The following is a 15,230-nucleotide window of genomic DNA, read 5'->3' on the forward strand; positions in this document are numbered from 1 at the left end:
GCCCTCACGGGATTGCCAATACTCATGGCATATTGAGGCTACCCGCATGGAACAAGGAATAACCCTTTGAAGCTGGAACTCAAAAACAGCTTGTCGGTGAAGTTGCTACGGGTGGTACTGCTTTCGGCATTGGCCGTGGGCGTGGTACTGAGCGCGGCGCAGATCGTCTTTGATGCGTACAAGACGCGCCAGGCCGTGGCCGGTGATGCCCAGCGCATCCTCGACATGTTTCGCGACCCGTCCACCCAGGCCGTCTACAGCCTGGACCGGGAGATGGGCATGCAGGTCATCGAAGGCCTGTTCCAGGATGATGCCGTGCGCATGGCCTCCATCGGCCACCCCAACGAAACCATGCTCGCGGAAAAAACCCGCGACCTGCAACAATCCCCGAGCCGCTGGCTGACCGACCTGATCCTGGGCCAGGAACGCACGTTCACCACGCCGCTGGTGGGGCGCGGGCCTTACAGCGAGTACTACGGTGACCTGAGCATCACCCTCGACACCGCCACCTATGGCAAAGGGTTTCTCGTCAGTTCGGTGATCATTTTCATCTCCGGGGTGCTGCGGGCGCTGGCCATGGGGCTGGTGTTGTACCTGGTCTATCACTGGCTGCTGACCAAGCCGCTGTCGCGCATCATCGAGCACCTGAGTTCGATCAACCCCGACCGCCCCAGCGAGCACAAGATCCCGCAGCTCAAGGGCCACGAGAAAAACGAGCTGGGGCTCTGGATCAACACCGCCAACCAGTTGCTCGAATCCATCGAGCGCAATACGCACTTGCGCCATGAGGCGGAAAACAGCCTGCTGCGCATGGCCCAGTACGACTTCCTGACCGGCCTGCCGAACCGCCAGAAACTGCAGGAGCAACTGGACAAGATCCTGATCGACGCCGGCCGCCGGCAACGTCGGGTCGCGGTGTTGTGCGTGGGGCTGGATGACTTCAAAAGCGTCAACGAGCAGTTCACCTACCAGGCCGGCGACCAGTTGCTGCTGGCCCTGGCCGACCGCCTGCGCGCCCACAGCGGCCGCCTCGGCGCCCTCGCCCGCCTCGGCGGCGACCAGTTCGCCCTGGTGCAGGCCGATATCGAGCAGCCCTACGAAGCCGCCGAATTGGCACAAAGCATCCTCGACGACCTGGAAGCCGAATTCGCCCTCGATCACGAACAGATCCGCCTGCGTGCCACCATCGGCATTACCCTGTTCCCGGAAGACGGCGACAGCACCGAGAAGCTGCTGCAAAAAGCCGAACAGACCATGACCCTGGCCAAGAGCCGCTCGCGCAACCGCTACCAGTTCTATATCGCCAGCGTCGACAGCGAAATGCGCCGCCGCCGCGAGCTGGAAAAGGATCTGCGCGACGCCTTGAGCCGCGAGCAGTTTCACCTGGTGTACCAGCCGCAGATCAGCTATCTCGACCACCGTGTGGTGGGTGTCGAAGCGTTGATCCGCTGGCAGCACCCGGAGCACGGCCTGGTGCCGCCCGACCTGTTTATCCCCCTGGCCGAACAGAACGGCACCATCATTGCCATCGGCGAATGGGTACTGGACCAGGCCTGCCGGCAACTGCGGGAATGGCATGACCTGGGCTTCACCGAGCTGCGCATGGCGGTCAACCTGTCGACCGTACAGTTGCACCACGCCGAGCTGCCACGGGTGGTCAACAACCTGCTGCAAATCTACCGCTTGCCGCCGCGTAGCCTGGAGCTGGAAGTCACCGAGACCGGCCTGATGGAAGACATCAGCACCGCCGCCCAGCACCTGCTGAGCCTGCGCCGCTCCGGGGCACTGATTGCGATTGATGACTTCGGCACCGGCTATTCGTCCCTGAGCTATCTGAAAAGCCTGCCGCTGGACAAGATCAAGATCGACAAGAGCTTCGTCCAGGACCTGCTGGATGACGACGACGATGCGACCATCGTGCGGGCGATCATCCAGCTCGGCAAAAGCCTTGGCATGCAGGTGATCGCCGAGGGTGTGGAGACCGCCGAACAGGAGGCCTACATCATCTCCGAGGGTTGCCACGAGGGTCAGGGCTACCACTACAGCAAACCCTTGCCGGCACGGGAGTTGGTGGCCTACTTGAAACAGGCCCAGCGCAATAACGCCGCCATCCTCTGAAGCGATGCCGGCCATCGGGGCCACGCGCGCCGATGGCCGGCAAATCGATACTAAATATTTCCTGCTTATAACGCTTTACACAAAATGCAAATCTTTCGCATTATGTCGCAGTTTTGCGCGCCCCCCGCGTGCCCCATCAACAACCGAAGCAGGATGTTCGCCATGATTCGTATGCCCCTGGCCACCGCCAGCCTTCTCGCCATTGCCATTTCGCTCGCCGGTTGCGGTGAAGGCAAAGACAAGGCCGCCGCGCCTCAAGCCCCGGCCGCCGCCAGCACCACCGCCCCGGCGGCTGCCCCGGCAGGCCAGGTAGACGAGGCCGCCGCCAAGGCTGTGGTCGCGCATTACGCTGACATGGTGTTCGCGGTATACAGCGATGCCGAGTCCACCGCGAAAACCCTGCAAACCGCGATCGACACTTTCCTTGCCAACCCGAACGACGACACCCTGAAAGCGGCCCGTACCGCCTGGATCGCCTCGCGCGTGCCGTACCTGCAGAGTGAAGTGTTCCGCTTCGGCAACACCATCATTGACGACTGGGAAGGCCAGGTGAACGCCTGGCCGCTGGACGAAGGCCTGATCGACTACGTCGACAAGACCTACGAACACGCCCTGGGCAACCCTGGCGCCACCGCCAACATCATCGCCAACAACGAGATCCAGGTCGGCGAAGACAAGGTCGATGTAAAAGACATCACCCCGGAAAAACTCGCCAGCCTGAATGAGCTGGGCGGTTCCGAAGCCAACGTAGCCACCGGCTACCACGCAATTGAATTCCTGCTCTGGGGCCAGGACCTGAACGGCACCGGCCCGGGCGCCGGCAACCGTCCAGCGTCGGACTACATGACCGGTGATGGCGCCACTGGCGGCCACAACGAGCGCCGCCGCACCTACCTGCGCGCCGTGACTCAACTGCTGGTCAGCGACCTGGAAGAAATGGTCGGCAACTGGAAGCCCAACGTCGAAGACAACTACCGCGCCACGCTGGAAGCAGAACCTGCGACCGATGGCCTGCGCAAGATGCTGTTCGGCATGGGTAGCCTGTCCCTGGGCGAGCTGGCCGGTGAGCGCATGAAGGTTTCCCTGGAAGCCAACTCGCCGGAAGACGAACAGGACTGCTTCAGCGACAACACCCACAACTCGCACTTCTACGACGCCAAGGGTATTCGTAACGTTTACCTGGGTGAGTACACCCGCACCGACGGTACCAAGATGACCGGCGCCAGCCTGTCTTCCCTGGTGGCCAAGGCCGACCCGGCGGCCGATGAAGCGTTGAAGGCTGACCTGGCCTCCACCGAAGCGAAGATCCAGGTGATGGTGGACCACGCCAACAACGGCGAACACTACGACCAGTTGATTGCTGCCGGTAACGACAAAGGCAACCAGATCGTACGTGACGCCATCGCCGCATTGGTGAAGCAGACCGGTTCGATCGAACAGGCTGCTGGCAAGCTGGGCATCAGTGACTTGAACCCGGATAACGCTGATCACGAGTTCTGATCAGTGCCGCGTTGAATGAGGCGACCTTCGGGTCGCCTTTTTTGTGCCTGCCCTCCAAGCTCCATCAACCAGCACAAATCTCCTGTGGGAGCGGGCTTGCTCGCGAAAGCGGTGGGTCAGCCAATGCATCCGTTGACTGATACACCGCTTTCGCGAGCAAGCCCGCTCCCACACTTGATCTGCCACGTCTCCAACGCCCCCCCGGTTTACTTGCCCTGCACCGCAGGTAGAATGGCGCCTTTCCTGTCACCCCGAGCGGACCTCATGGCGTTGCCGACCTTACGGATAATCGGTTTCATTATCGGCATCTTCCTGATCACCCTGGCGATCGCCATGGTCATCCCCATGGCGACCCTGGTGTTTTTTGAACGCACCAGCGACCTGCCGTCGTTCCTCTGGGCCAGCCTGATTACCTTTATCGCAGGCCTGGCGCTGGTCATCCCCGGCCGCCCGGAACACGTGCACCTGCGCCCGCGGGACATGTACCTGCTGACCGTCTCCAGCTGGCTGGTGGTGTGCATCTTCGCCGCACTGCCGTTCCTGTTGACCCAGCACATCAGCTACACCGACTCGTTCTTCGAAAGCATGTCGGGCATCACGGCCACCGGTTCCACGGTGCTCAGCGGCCTGGACACCATGTCCCCGGGCATCCTCATCTGGCGCTCGCTGCTGCACTGGCTCGGCGGTATCGGCTTTATCGGCATGGCGGTGGCGATCCTGCCGCTGCTGCGCATCGGTGGCATGCGCCTGTTCCAGACCGAATCCTCCGACCGCTCGGAAAAGGTCATGCCCCGCTCACACATGGTGGCGCGCCTGATCGTGGCGGCGTACGTGGGCATCACCATCCTCGGCAGCCTGGCGTTCTGGTGGGCCGGGATGGGGCTGTTCGATGCGATCAACCATGCGATGTCGGCAATTTCCACCGGCGGGTTTTCCACTTCCGACGAATCCCTGGCCCACTGGAAACAGCCGGCGGTGCACTGGGTGGCCGTGGTGGTGATGATCATGGGCAGCCTGCCGTTCACCCTGTATGTGGCCACGATGCGCGGCAACCGCCGGGCGCTGATCAAGGATCAGCAGGTGCAGGGCATGCTTGGTTTGCTGGTGGTGACCTGGCTGGTGCTCGGCACCTGGTATTGGTGGACCACCAATCTGCATTGGCTGGAGGCGCTGCGCCACGTGGCGGTAAACGTCACTTCGGTAGTCACTACCACAGGTTTTGCGCTGGGGGACTACAGCATCTGGGGCAATTTCTCGCTGATGCTGTTCTTCTATCTGGGCTTTGTGGGCGGTTGCTCCGGCTCCACCGCTGGCGGGATCAAGATCTTCCGTTTCCAGGTCGCCTACATCCTGCTCAAGGCCAACTTGAACCAGTTGATTCACCCGCGAGCGGTGATCAAGCAGAAGTACAACGGCCATCGCCTCGATGAAGAAATCGTGCGGTCGATCCTGACCTTCTCGTTTTTCTTCGCCATCACCATCTGCGCCATCGCCCTGGCCCTGTCGTTGCTGGGCCTGGACTGGATGACCGCGCTGACCGGCGCCGCCAGTACCGTGTCCGGCGTGGGCCCGGGCCTGGGTGAAACCATCGGCCCGGCCGGTAACTTCTCCACCCTGCCGGACGCGGCCAAGTGGATCCTGTCATTCGGCATGCTGCTGGGCCGGCTGGAGATCATTACGGTGTTTGTGCTGTGCATTCCGGCGTTTTGGCGTCACTGACAGGCAACTCATGCAACCGCGCCCGGTACTCGCCGGGCGTGGCATCGAACCAGCGGCGGAACGCACGAAAGAAGTTGCTCGGGTCGGCAAACCCCAACAGGTAGGCAATTTCCAGCAGGGTCATGCTCGGCTGCGCCAGGTATTGCTCGGCCAGTTCGCGGCGGGTGTCGTCGAGCAAGGTCTGGAAACTCGTGCCCTCCTCCTGCAAGCGGCGCTGCAAGGTGCGCTGGGACAGGTGCAACGTCTGCGCAACCACTTCACGCTTGGGCTCGCCCTGGGGCAGCAACCGGCATAGCACCTGCCGCGCCTTGTGGGTCACCCGGCTCTCGGAAAACCGCGCCAGGTACTCCCCGGCAAAACGATCGTGCAACAACGCCATCGCCTCGTTCGCCGTGGGCAACGGCGCCTCCATATCGGCCCGTTCGAAGATCAGCGCGTCATAGGGCGCGTTGAACACCAGCGGTGCATGGAAGGCTTGTTTATAGGGTGCCAGGTCCGCTGGCTGATCGCCCTGCACCAGCACCTTGCGCGGTTGCAACGTGCGCCCGGTCAGCCAGCCGCATAACGCCAGGGCACTGGCCAGGGACGCTTCGGCACTTTGCCGGGTAGGCGGCAGGTGGTCGCCATGCACCGTCAGAATCAGCGCATAACCTTCGGGCAACAGGCGGAAACTCAGGTCGGCACTTTCAGCAATGATTCGCTGGTAACGCACCAGCCGCATAAAACCTTCGGCCAGGGTATTGCTGGACATCAAGGCGTAGCCGGCCACATGAAACGACGCCGGGCGCACCACCTTGCCCATGTTCAAGCCAATCGCCGGGTTGCCCGACAGCTCGACCGCGCGCTGCCAGAGCCGGGTCATGGAGTCCTGGGGGAAGCGTGCATCCGGGTCATTCAGCGCGGCGTAATCCAGGCCAAGCTGCTTGAACAAGGCACGGCAATCCAGGCCGTCCATTTCCAGCGCCTTGACTATCCCCATCGCCCAGCTTGCAGAAGTCGTTCGTTCGCTCATGGCGTTTTCTTAACAAGGAAGGCTGAAACGACAGCCAGGAATCCGAAGGATACTAAAGTGGCATCTATTGTCACTGGCTGTTACCACTGATGACTCTAGACTCAAATAAGCTCCCCGCCGAACATCTGTCGGGCAGAACAATAACCAGAGGGCAGACCACTGTGGAAAATGCCAGGCAATTCAACAGCTTCGCCGATTTTTACCCGTATTACCTGAGCGAACACGGCAACAGTACGTGCCGTCGCCTGCACTTTATCGGCACCAGCCTCGTTATCTTCATACTCGCGTTGGCGATCGGCAAAGGTGCGTGGTGGCTGCTGCTGGCGCTGCCGGTAGCCGGCTACAGCTTTGCCTGGATCGGCCATTTCTTCTTTGAAAAGAATCGCCCGGCGACCTTCCAGCATCCGCTGTACAGCCTGTTGGGGGATTTCGTGATGTACCGCGACATGATTCTGGGCAAGGTGCCGTTCTAGCCCCACGCTTGAAGAACAATAAGAGAGGCTTTGATGAACCAGCAGGCCCGTTTCACCCATATGCAGGATGGTACCCAGGAAGACTGGGCGATCATCGCCAAGGATTTCAGTGCTTACGCCCGGCAATTGCCAAGCCGGATCCTGGCGCATCTACGGCTGCTGGAGGGCGACTTCGGCGGCTTCCCGGTGGACCGCCTGACCCACTCGCTGCAAACCGCCAGCCGCGCCTGGCACGATGGCCGGGATGAAGAGTACGTGGTGTGCGCCCTGCTCCACGACATCGGCGACACCCTGGGTTCCTATAACCACCCGGACATCGCCGCCGCGATCCTCAAGCCATTTGTGAGCCCCGAAAATCTGTGGATGGTGGAGAAGCACGGAATTTTCCAGGGCTACTACTTCTTCCATCACCTGGGGATGGACCGCCACCTGCGCGAGCAATTTGGCGACCACCCGCAGTACCGGCAAACCATCGAGTTCTGCGCGCAGTACGACGCGGCGGCGTTCGACCCGGCCTACGACACCCTGCCGCTGAGCTTCTTCGAGCCGATGCTGGCGCGGGTGTTTGCCCAGCCGAAGAACTCGCTCTACAAGGCGGCGATGGAACGCCAGGGTTAAACCGGCAGCAATGTGCCGCCGTGACCGGTTTGGGTGGCTGGCTCCGGATCTTTGACGATCTCCCGGGCCACCATCAGGATCACGATGGCCGCAATGATGTCGAAAATCGCCAGCACCACAAACAGCGGGCTGTAGCCGACCTTGGTCACCAGCACGCCGAACACCGCAGTAAACGCCGCAGCCCCGATAAACCCGCACATCTGCCCGCCACCGGTGGCGGTGGCCACGTCGTTCTTGCCGAATGAGTCCGAGGCGATGGAAAACAGCGCACCCGACAAGGTCTGGTGGGCGAAACCGCCGACACACAGCAGGGCAATCGCGGTGTAGGCACTGTCCACCAGGCCGATGCACGCCGGGCCGATCATGCACAGGCAACCGAACAGCATCACCAGCTTGCGCGAGGTGAACAGCGAGACCTTGAAGTAGCGGTGGAACAACGGGCTCAGGTAGCCACCCAGCACACAGCCAATGTCGGCGGCCAGGAACGGCAGCCAGGCGAACAGCGCCATTTCCTTGATGTTCATGTGCCGCTCGGTCATCAGGTACAACGGAATCCAGGCATTGAACGTCTGCCAGGCCGGCTCCGAGAGCATGCGCGCCGAGGCGATGGCGAAAAAGTTGCGGCTCTTGAGGATGCGCTTCCAGCTGGCTTTCTTCTGCACGCCTTCCTTGAGGTGGGTTTCCTGGCCGGCCTCGATGTACTCACGCTCGGCCTGGGCCAGCAGGCGCTGGTCACGCGGGTGCTTGTACAGCAGCAGCCACAGCCCGCTCCACACCAGGCCGATGCCGCCAACGATCAGGAATGCCAACTGCCAGCCGCTGTGCAAAATCGCCCAGACCACCAGTGGCGGCGCCAGCAACGCACCAAACGACGAACCAAAGTTGAACCAGCCGATGGCGACGGAGCGCTCCTTGGCCGGGAACCACTCGGTAATCGCCTTGACGCCGCCGGGGAAGCCCGCCGACTCCGTCAGCCCCAGTGCGCCACGGGCCACTGCCAGGCTCTGCCAACCGGTGGCGAATGCCGCCAGGGCACAGACTACCGACCAGGAGATGGCGAAGATGGCAAAGCCCATCTTGGTACCGATCGCATCGATCACATAACCGGCGATCGGCTGCATCAAGGCGTAGCACACCTGCCAGGCAACAACGATGTGGGAATACTGCTCAGTGGAGATGCTCAGGTCGGTCATCAGCGTGGGGGCTGCGACTGAGAGCGTGTTGCGGGCCAGGTAGTTAATAATCAGGCCGACCGTCATCAGCCCGACCATCCACCAACGGATGCCTTTGATTTTCATCGCTTCACCTTAATTATTTTTAGATTTGAGGCGTACGTTCTGCGACCGAGCGCATCCGTATTACGGGCGCTATAAAACTGTAACGTCATATGTCGTCATACAACTGTTAGCGTTATATTCAGTCCGCAGTACGATGTCAATCCGTGAAGGGTGATGTTGTACGATGACAATCGACACCCCTGTGGCGCCACGTCACTTGCGCGGCGGGATGAAGACGCGTTCATTTTCTGAGATAAAATCTTTCTGTCATTTACAGTGCTGTATCCTGCACAGGCTTTTTGAACGCGCGGAATCACCTGCGATTGATAAAACAGATCTTGCGAGGAGCGACGACGATGCACGAAATCCCTAATCTCCCCTTCCCAAGCCTGCACGAAACTGAGCAGCCAACCCCGCAACAGGCCGGTGCCACCAAGCCCGAGCCCAAAGAGGCAAAACCGGTCGACCGCAAGAGCGAAGACTGAGAGCCGTACCCAGACCGTGTGGAAAGCGTGACATTGCGCGCTTTCCACACCGCCTGAACACCGTGAGCCCCGCCATGACCGACACCACCCCCGATACCGCCCTGCTCGATACTGCCTTGCACATGGTCGACGTATGGAACCGCCTCACCCCGGAAAAACAGGCCCTCCTGCTCAAGCGCTTCGGCACCCAGGAAAACGCCCTCGCCGCGTTGGTAACCACGCAACTGCTCAACCCCGCCGATCGCTAAAAGTTTGCTTTGCTGCCCCCGCACGCGCCCAGCATCGGTATCATAAGCAGCCTATCTTTTCCTGCTGCGACAGTGGACCTCTCCCCATGCCAGATACCCAGCGCCCCATGGCGGTCACGCTGCAAGTCGTTTCCATCGTTTTGTTCACCTTCATCGGCTACCTGAATATCGGCATTCCCCTGGCCGTGTTGCCTGGCTATGTGCACAGCGACCTGGGCTTTGGCGCCGTGATCGCGGGCCTTGTGATCAGCGTGCAATACCTGGCCACTCTGCTGAGCCGGCCCTACGCGGGACGCATCATCGATAACCGCGGCAGCAAGCGCGCCGTCATGTACGGCCTGGCCGGTTGCGGGTTGAGCGGCGTGTTCATGTTGCTCTCGGCGTGGCTGTCACACCTGCCGGCGCTGAGCCTCACCAGCCTGCTGATTGGCCGCCTGGTGCTGGGCAGCGCTGAAAGCCTGGTGGGCTCGGGTTCCATCGGCTGGGGCATTGGCCGGGTGGGCGCGGCGAATACCGCCAAGGTCATCTCCTGGAACGGCATCGCCAGCTACGGCGCCCTGGCCATCGGCGCACCGCTGGGGGTGTTGCTGGTCAGTCATTTCGGGTTGTGGAGCATGGGCGTCAGCATCATCCTGCTGGCGGTGCTGGGCCTGCTGCTGGCCTGGCCGAAAGTCGCCGCGCCGATCGTGGTGGGCGAGCGCCTGCCGTTCATGCATGTGCTGGGGCGCGTGTTGCCTCACGGCTGCGGGCTGGCGCTGGGCTCGATCGGGTTTGGCACCATCGCCACCTTCATCACCTTGTATTACGCGACCCAGCATTGGGATAACGCGGTGCTGTGCCTGAGCCTGTTCGGTGCCAGCTTTATCGGGGCGCGGTTGTTGTTCGGCAATTTGATCAACCGCATTGGCGGGTTTCGCGTAGCGATTGCCTGTTTGTCGGTGGAGACGCTGGGGCTGCTGCTGCTGTGGCTGGCGCCGGATCCTCATTTGGCGTTGGCGGGTGCGGCGTTGAGCGGGTTTGGCTTTTCCCTGGTGTTTCCGGCCTTGGGTGTGGAGGCGGTCAACCTGGTGCCCGCCTCGAGCCGGGGTGCGGCGGTGGGGGCGTATTCGCTGTTTATCGATTTGTCGTTGGGGATCACCGGGCCGTTGGCCGGGGCGATTGCGGCGGGGTTCGGGTTTGCCTCGATCTTCCTGTTTGCGGCGATCGCGGCGTTTGGCGGGTTGCTGTTGAGCCTGTATTTGTACCGGCAGGCGCCGAAGTACCGCGAGGAGCGGGACGCGGCTTAGAAATCAACCTTGCCGCGGCCGGCCTTGATGCTGCCGCGTTTGGTCTTGGATTCGAGGCGGCGCTTCTTTGAGCCCAGGGTGGGTTTGGTGGGGCGGCGTTTCTTTTCGACCTTGGTGGCGCTGAGGATCAGTTCCACCAGGCGCTCGAGGGCGTCGGCGCGGTTTTGTTCCTGGGTTCGGTATTGCTGGGCCTTGAGGATCAGTACGCCTTCGCTGGTGATGCGGGTGTCGCGCAGGGCCAGCAGGCGTTCCTTGTAGAAGTCAGGCAGGGACGAGGCCGGGATGTCGAAACGCAGGTGCACGGCGCTGGAGACCTTGTTGACGTTTTGACCGCCAGCGCCCTGGGCGCGGATGGCTGTCAGCTCGATCTCGGCGTCGGGGAGGTGCACGTTGTTGGATATCACCAGCATTTTTTGATCGGGCCTTGGGGTGGAGGGGTAAGGATACGCCAATGTGTTGGGCTGCTGGGGGCTGGGGGCTGGGTACATATCCGTTATTTGGGTGATGGCTGATATTGGTTCCGCTCTTACAGCGGCTCACTTTTGAACAGCGCAAAAGTAAGCAAAACGCTCTTGCCCCACCACTCGGCACCTCGCCTAGGCTCGGTGTGCCCTCACTCCGGCTTTGGACCGTGGGCCGCCGTCATGGGCCATCCTTGGCCCAGGACGGCTAACCCGGCGTCCTGCCGGGTTACCCACGCTCCAAAGCCTGCGTTCGGCCAGCGTGGTTTAACGGGGCGCCTAAGATCAAGATCAAAAGCAGATCAAGAGCACAGCGGCCTACCGGCCGGCTTGAGTGTTGAAGAGCAAAAGCCAAATCAAAATCTAAAGCGGGCACGGTTCAAATGTAGGAGCTGGCTTGCCTGCGATGGCATCAACTGGGTGTGCCTGATACACCGAGTTGTCTGCATCGCCGGCAAGCCAGCTCCTACAGAAAAGCAGCTCTGCTTTCGCTCTGGTTTTTGATCTGGCTTTTAACACTCAGGTCGGCTTTCAGGCCGCCGTGCTTTTGCTTTTGATTTTGATCTGCGGGCCCCGTCAACCACGATGGCCGCAAGCAGGCACGGTGGAGCGGGTAAACCGGCAAGGATGCCGGTTTAGCCGCGCCGGGCCATGGATGGCCCGTCGCGGCGGCCCGCGGAACCGGGCCGGAGTGCGGGCATGCCGAGCCTAAGCGAGGCACCGAGTGGTGGGGCAAAGACCTTTTGGTTACTTTTGGGGCGTTTGCCAAAAGTGACCCGCTGTAAGAGCGGAACCATAAGTGGCCGTTACCGCAGCAACGGATATGTACCCGAGATCAACCCCGACTCAACACCACCCCCTCCCGAGCCTTGCGCCTGTTCTTGATCCCATAACAAACCCACATAAACACCACCCAAACCGGAATCGCATACACCGACACCTGAATCCCCGGAATCAGCAGCATCACCCCAAGAATAAACACCACAAACGCCAGGCAAACATAATTCCCATACGGATACCAAAGCGCCTTGAACAACGGCACCTGCCCCGTCCGATCCATATGCTGCCTAAACTTGAAATGCGAAAAACTGATCATCGCCCAGTTGATCACCAGGGTCGCCACCACCAGCGACATCAACAACTCCAGCGCATGCTGCGGAATCAGGTAATTCATCAACACCGCCACCAGCGTAATCGCTGCCGACGCCAGAATCGACCGCACCGGCACCCCGCGCTTGTCGATCTTCGCCAATGCCCGCGGCGCATCACCCTGCTCGGCCATCCCCAACAGCATCCGGCTATTGCAGTAAGTGCCGCTGTTGTAGACCGACAACGCCGCCGTCAGCACCACAAAGTTGAGAATATGCGCCGCGGTATTGCTGCCCAACATCGAAAACACCTGCACAAACGGACTGCCGCTATAGGCGTCCCCGGAGGCATTCAGGGTCTCCAGCAAGCTGTCCCAAGGCGTCAACGACAACAGCACCACCAACGCGCCGATGTAGAAAATCAGGATCCGGTAGATCACCTGGTTGATCGCCTTCGGAATCACCGTGCGTGGCTTGTCCGCCTCAGCCGCAGTAAACCCGAGCATCTCCAGGCCGCCAAACGAGAACATGATGATCGCCATGGCCATCACCAAACCACCCACGCCATGGGGAAAGAACCCGCCGTGCTCCCACAGGTTGGTCACCGAGGCTTGTGGCCCACCGGTGCCACTCACCAACAGGTAACTGCCCAGGGCGATCATGCCGACAATGGCGACCACCTTGATGATCGCAAACCAGAACTCGGCCTCGCCGAAGACTTTGACGTTGGAAAGATTGATCACATTGATCAACACAAAAAACGCCGCCGCCGACACCCAGGTCGGGATTTCGGGCCACCAGTAGTGCACATACTTGCCGACCGCCGTCAGCTCCGACATGCCCACCAGGATGTACAAAATCCAGCAGTTCCAGCCCGACAGGAAGCCGGCGAAACCGCCCCAATACTTGTGGGCAAAGTGGCTGAAGGAACCGGCCACCGGCTCTTCGACGATCATCTCGCCCAGCTGGCGCATGATCATGAAGGCGATAAAGCCGCAGATGGCATACCCGAGGATCATCGACGGCCCGGCGGATTTCAGCACGCCGGCCGACCCCAGGAACAACCCGGTGCCAATCGCGCCACCGAGGGCGATCAGTTGGATATGGCGATTTTTCAGGCCGCGCTTCAGTTCGCCTGAATGCGAGTTGGCTTCACTCATGGAAAGGGTCTCACGCAAGGTTTGAGGGTGCTCATGGAGGGGTGCTGCTTTGGTAACGGGCTACAGCAGCGCCGATCAAACCCCGGTCCAGCGTTTTTTCTTACGGTCATACGTCACCTGTTGTTTTTATCTGTGACGAAATCGAACCCGACGGGCTTGTGGCCAGGCGGAATGAACAAGGCGGATAGCCCTGAGAGAGTGGGATCACAGTAAAACGCGGCGCATTGTACACCGCCAAACCTGTCTGGGCTGACAGGATGCGGTGCGGCAGATAGGAGGGACATTAGGAAAATTCTTTCAGATAACGAGAAGTTGACGAAAGGACGATTCCTACAAAACGATGCAACCAACTCTCTGTTTCATCGACATAAACCAAATCGCCATCAAAACGGAATAAAAAATCCAAATGGAACCGTGTCAATAAAAATTTTGCAATCCCAAACACTCTCTTCTAGGTTCATCCACTTGCCCAGCGCAGCAAGCTGGCAAGCTCGTTCTCAAACAACGTCATCTAGGAGATTCACCATGCAAGCACTGGAAAATGACCTGGAAACCGAACTGCAACTCGACGATTGGTTTGAAGCGCCGACCCATGAGGCCGCCGTTGAAATGATGCAAGCCGATGCCGTCGTGCCGTTCGGCACCGCGATGTGGCCTTTCTAATCTGATCAGGCACCCCGGCAGGTGCGGGACGCCGCACCTGCCACTGCTCCTACCGAAGGCTTTGAAGGAAGGACGTCATGGACAAGGCCCGCGCCGTCGAACATTTTCTGTATTACCTCGCCCATCACCCGGCCCTCGCCGGCCTGCACCGCCCCACCATTTTGCTTGGCCATACCGAACGCTACGACGCCATCGCCCAATCGATCATCCAGGGCAGCGCTGCCCGCTTCGACTTCCAGGTACAACGCCTGGACCAGGCCCCCAGCGAAGCGCTGGCCAAGGCCATCGAAGGCTGCGACCTGTACATGTTTCTCTACGATTCCTCGACCTTGCCCAACCCACGTGCCGAGGGCCCGGACTTTATCCGTGCCCTGCAAGGCGTGATGGCCGAGCACTGGAAAAAATCCCTGCTGCTCAAGGACTACGGCGACTATTTCTACGACACCTTCAGCGTCGCCCCACAGCGGATTGCCGACCTCAACGCCACGTTGATCCGGCGCATGTCCCAGGCCAGCGTGCTGAGCTTCACCGACCAGCATGGCTCGCGCCTTGAAGCGCCCATGAGCAGCATCAAGAAGTGGACCAATATCAACGGCATCGGCAACCACGACCTAGCGCCCGGCGAGATCGCGACCCACAGCGAGGCCATCAACGGCCAGGTGCGGTTCGTCGGCACCTTCCTCAGCACCATTCCCTTTGCGCGCAAATACGGCGTGCTGCAATCACCGCTGGAACTGTGGATCGAGAACTCGACCATCTGCACCGTGGCCAGCGAAGTGCCGGGGCTGGCGGATGACTTCAACAAATACCTGAATGCCAACCCGTCCAATCGCCGGGTGGAAGAACTGGGCATTGGCACCAATGAAGGCGTGAAGGATTTGTATGCGCGCAACGCCGGCTTTGAAGAGCGTCATTGCGGGCTGCACCTGGGATTGGGTGGCGGGCAGAAAGGCAGCCACCACCTTGACCTGATCTTCGCCAGTGGCGTGTTGGCCCTCGACGATAAACCCGTGTTCGATGGGGCTTTCATGTTCTGACACGCCCGCCAAAACAATGGAGATCAACTGTGGGAGCTGGCTTGCCTGCGATGCCGGCAACTCGGTCTATCAGCAATACCGAGGT

At 60.6% G+C, this 15,230-nt stretch carries 14 protein-coding genes; 10 read left to right on the forward strand and 4 right to left on the reverse strand.

Annotated features, from left to right (window positions below; all coding sequences use genetic code 11):
* Positions 1–66 precede the first annotated feature (66 nt).
* The 3 genes from QF039_RS21535 (at position 67) to QF039_RS21545 (ending at position 5,337) form a co-directional block, all read left to right on the forward strand.
* Positions 67–2,118: a bifunctional diguanylate cyclase/phosphodiesterase gene (locus QF039_RS21535; protein WP_003212994.1), complete on the forward strand. Its 2,052-nt coding sequence runs from the start codon at positions 67–69 to the stop codon at positions 2,116–2,118.
* A gap of 162 nt (positions 2,119–2,280) precedes the next feature.
* Entirely contained in the window at positions 2,281–3,618 is a 1,338-nt protein-coding gene (locus QF039_RS21540; protein WP_003212990.1) for an imelysin family protein, read from the forward strand.
* Positions 3,619–3,882: 264 nt separating this feature from the next.
* Positions 3,883–5,337, forward strand: coding sequence for a TrkH family potassium uptake protein (locus tag QF039_RS21545; RefSeq protein ID WP_177022247.1), 1,455 nt, complete (start codon positions 3,883–3,885; stop codon positions 5,335–5,337).
* Here QF039_RS21545 and QF039_RS21550 read toward each other — a convergent pair.
* On the reverse strand, positions 5,294–6,349 hold the full coding sequence (locus QF039_RS21550) for an AraC family transcriptional regulator (protein ID WP_003212986.1): 1,056 nt from the start codon (positions 6,347–6,349) through the stop codon (positions 5,294–5,296). The genes QF039_RS21545 and QF039_RS21550 overlap by 44 nt on opposite strands.
* 161 nt (positions 6,350–6,510) lie before the next feature.
* Between QF039_RS21550 and QF039_RS21555 the strand changes: the two genes are divergently transcribed.
* Both QF039_RS21555 and QF039_RS21560 read left to right on the forward strand, forming a co-directional pair.
* Positions 6,511–6,822 (forward strand): DUF962 domain-containing protein, encoded by a 312-nt coding sequence (locus QF039_RS21555; protein ID WP_003212984.1) that lies wholly within the window; start codon positions 6,511–6,513, stop codon positions 6,820–6,822.
* A gap of 33 nt (positions 6,823–6,855) precedes the next feature.
* Complete coding sequence (locus QF039_RS21560; protein WP_275964791.1) at positions 6,856–7,440, forward strand: HD domain-containing protein; 585 nt, start codon at positions 6,856–6,858, stop codon at positions 7,438–7,440.
* On the opposite strand, the gene QF039_RS21565 is transcribed toward QF039_RS21560, so the two are convergent.
* Positions 7,437–8,711: an MFS transporter gene (locus QF039_RS21565; RefSeq protein ID WP_052024259.1), complete on the reverse strand. Its 1,275-nt coding sequence runs from the start codon at positions 8,709–8,711 to the stop codon at positions 7,437–7,439. The two genes, QF039_RS21560 and QF039_RS21565, sit on opposite strands and share 4 nt — an antisense overlap.
* Positions 8,712–9,073: 362 nt before the next feature.
* Between QF039_RS21565 and QF039_RS21570 the strand changes: the two genes are divergently transcribed.
* From QF039_RS21570 to QF039_RS21580, 3 genes are all read left to right on the forward strand, one after another.
* The gene (locus QF039_RS21570) at positions 9,074–9,202 is read left to right on the forward strand and encodes a hypothetical protein (RefSeq protein WP_003212978.1); all 129 of its coding nucleotides are present in this window, start codon (positions 9,074–9,076) and stop codon (positions 9,200–9,202) included.
* A 74-nt stretch (positions 9,203–9,276) separates the two neighbouring features.
* The gene (locus QF039_RS21575) at positions 9,277–9,450 is read left to right on the forward strand and encodes a hypothetical protein (protein ID WP_008430977.1); all 174 of its coding nucleotides are present in this window, start codon (positions 9,277–9,279) and stop codon (positions 9,448–9,450) included.
* Positions 9,451–9,536: 86 nt separating this feature from the next.
* Positions 9,537–10,736, forward strand: a complete 1,200-nt coding sequence (locus QF039_RS21580) for an MFS transporter (RefSeq protein ID WP_177008479.1) — start codon at positions 9,537–9,539, stop codon at positions 10,734–10,736.
* Here the strand turns inward: QF039_RS21580 and arfB are convergent.
* The gene (gene arfB / locus QF039_RS21585) at positions 10,733–11,146 is read right to left on the reverse strand and encodes an alternative ribosome rescue aminoacyl-tRNA hydrolase ArfB (protein ID WP_003212972.1); all 414 of its coding nucleotides are present in this window, start codon (positions 11,144–11,146) and stop codon (positions 10,733–10,735) included. The genes QF039_RS21580 and arfB overlap by 4 nt on opposite strands.
* 886 nt (positions 11,147–12,032) lie before the next feature.
* Positions 12,033–13,445, reverse strand: coding sequence for an amino acid permease (locus tag QF039_RS21590; RefSeq protein ID WP_177020974.1), 1,413 nt, complete (start codon positions 13,443–13,445; stop codon positions 12,033–12,035).
* 525 nt (positions 13,446–13,970) lie between these two features.
* On the opposite strand from QF039_RS21590, the gene QF039_RS21595 reads away from it, so the two are divergent.
* Positions 13,971–14,108, forward strand: a complete 138-nt coding sequence (locus tag QF039_RS21595; protein ID WP_003175756.1) for a hypothetical protein — start codon at positions 13,971–13,973, stop codon at positions 14,106–14,108.
* 77 nt (positions 14,109–14,185) lie between these two features.
* Positions 14,186–15,145, forward strand: a complete 960-nt coding sequence (locus tag QF039_RS21600; protein WP_307520599.1) for a leucyl aminopeptidase — start codon at positions 14,186–14,188, stop codon at positions 15,143–15,145.
* Positions 15,146–15,230 lie beyond the last annotated feature (85 nt).

Origin of the sequence: Pseudomonas sp. W2I6, assembly GCF_030815935.1 — a bacterium.
In the GTDB taxonomy this organism is placed as follows: Bacteria; Pseudomonadota; Gammaproteobacteria; order Pseudomonadales; family Pseudomonadaceae; genus Aquipseudomonas.

Bases quoted from the DNA above. Each gene is read 5' to 3' on its own strand.
- QF039_RS21590 (WP_177020974.1), bottom strand. From the start codon at position 13,445: ATGAGTGAAGCCAACTCGCATTCAGGCGAACTGAAGCGCGGCCTGAAA.
- QF039_RS21570 (WP_003212978.1), top strand. From the start codon at position 9,074: ATGCACGAAATCCCTAATCTCCCCTTCCCAAGCCTGCACGAAACTGAG.
- arfB (WP_003212972.1), bottom strand. From the start codon at position 11,146: ATGCTGGTGATATCCAACAACGTGCACCTCCCCGACGCCGAGATCGAG.
- QF039_RS21595 (WP_003175756.1), top strand. From the start codon at position 13,971: ATGCAAGCACTGGAAAATGACCTGGAAACCGAACTGCAACTCGACGAT.
- QF039_RS21580 (WP_177008479.1), top strand. From the start codon at position 9,537: ATGCCAGATACCCAGCGCCCCATGGCGGTCACGCTGCAAGTCGTTTCC.
- QF039_RS21565 (WP_052024259.1), bottom strand. From the start codon at position 8,711: ATGGTCGGGCTGATGACGGTCGGCCTGATTATTAACTACCTGGCCCGC.
- QF039_RS21575 (WP_008430977.1), top strand. From the start codon at position 9,277: ATGACCGACACCACCCCCGATACCGCCCTGCTCGATACTGCCTTGCAC.
- QF039_RS21600 (WP_307520599.1), top strand. From the start codon at position 14,186: ATGGACAAGGCCCGCGCCGTCGAACATTTTCTGTATTACCTCGCCCAT.
- QF039_RS21545 (WP_177022247.1), top strand. From the start codon at position 3,883: ATGGCGTTGCCGACCTTACGGATAATCGGTTTCATTATCGGCATCTTC.
- QF039_RS21560 (WP_275964791.1), top strand. From the start codon at position 6,856: ATGAACCAGCAGGCCCGTTTCACCCATATGCAGGATGGTACCCAGGAA.
- QF039_RS21550 (WP_003212986.1), bottom strand. From the start codon at position 6,349: ATGAGCGAACGAACGACTTCTGCAAGCTGGGCGATGGGGATAGTCAAG.
- QF039_RS21540 (WP_003212990.1), top strand. From the start codon at position 2,281: ATGATTCGTATGCCCCTGGCCACCGCCAGCCTTCTCGCCATTGCCATT.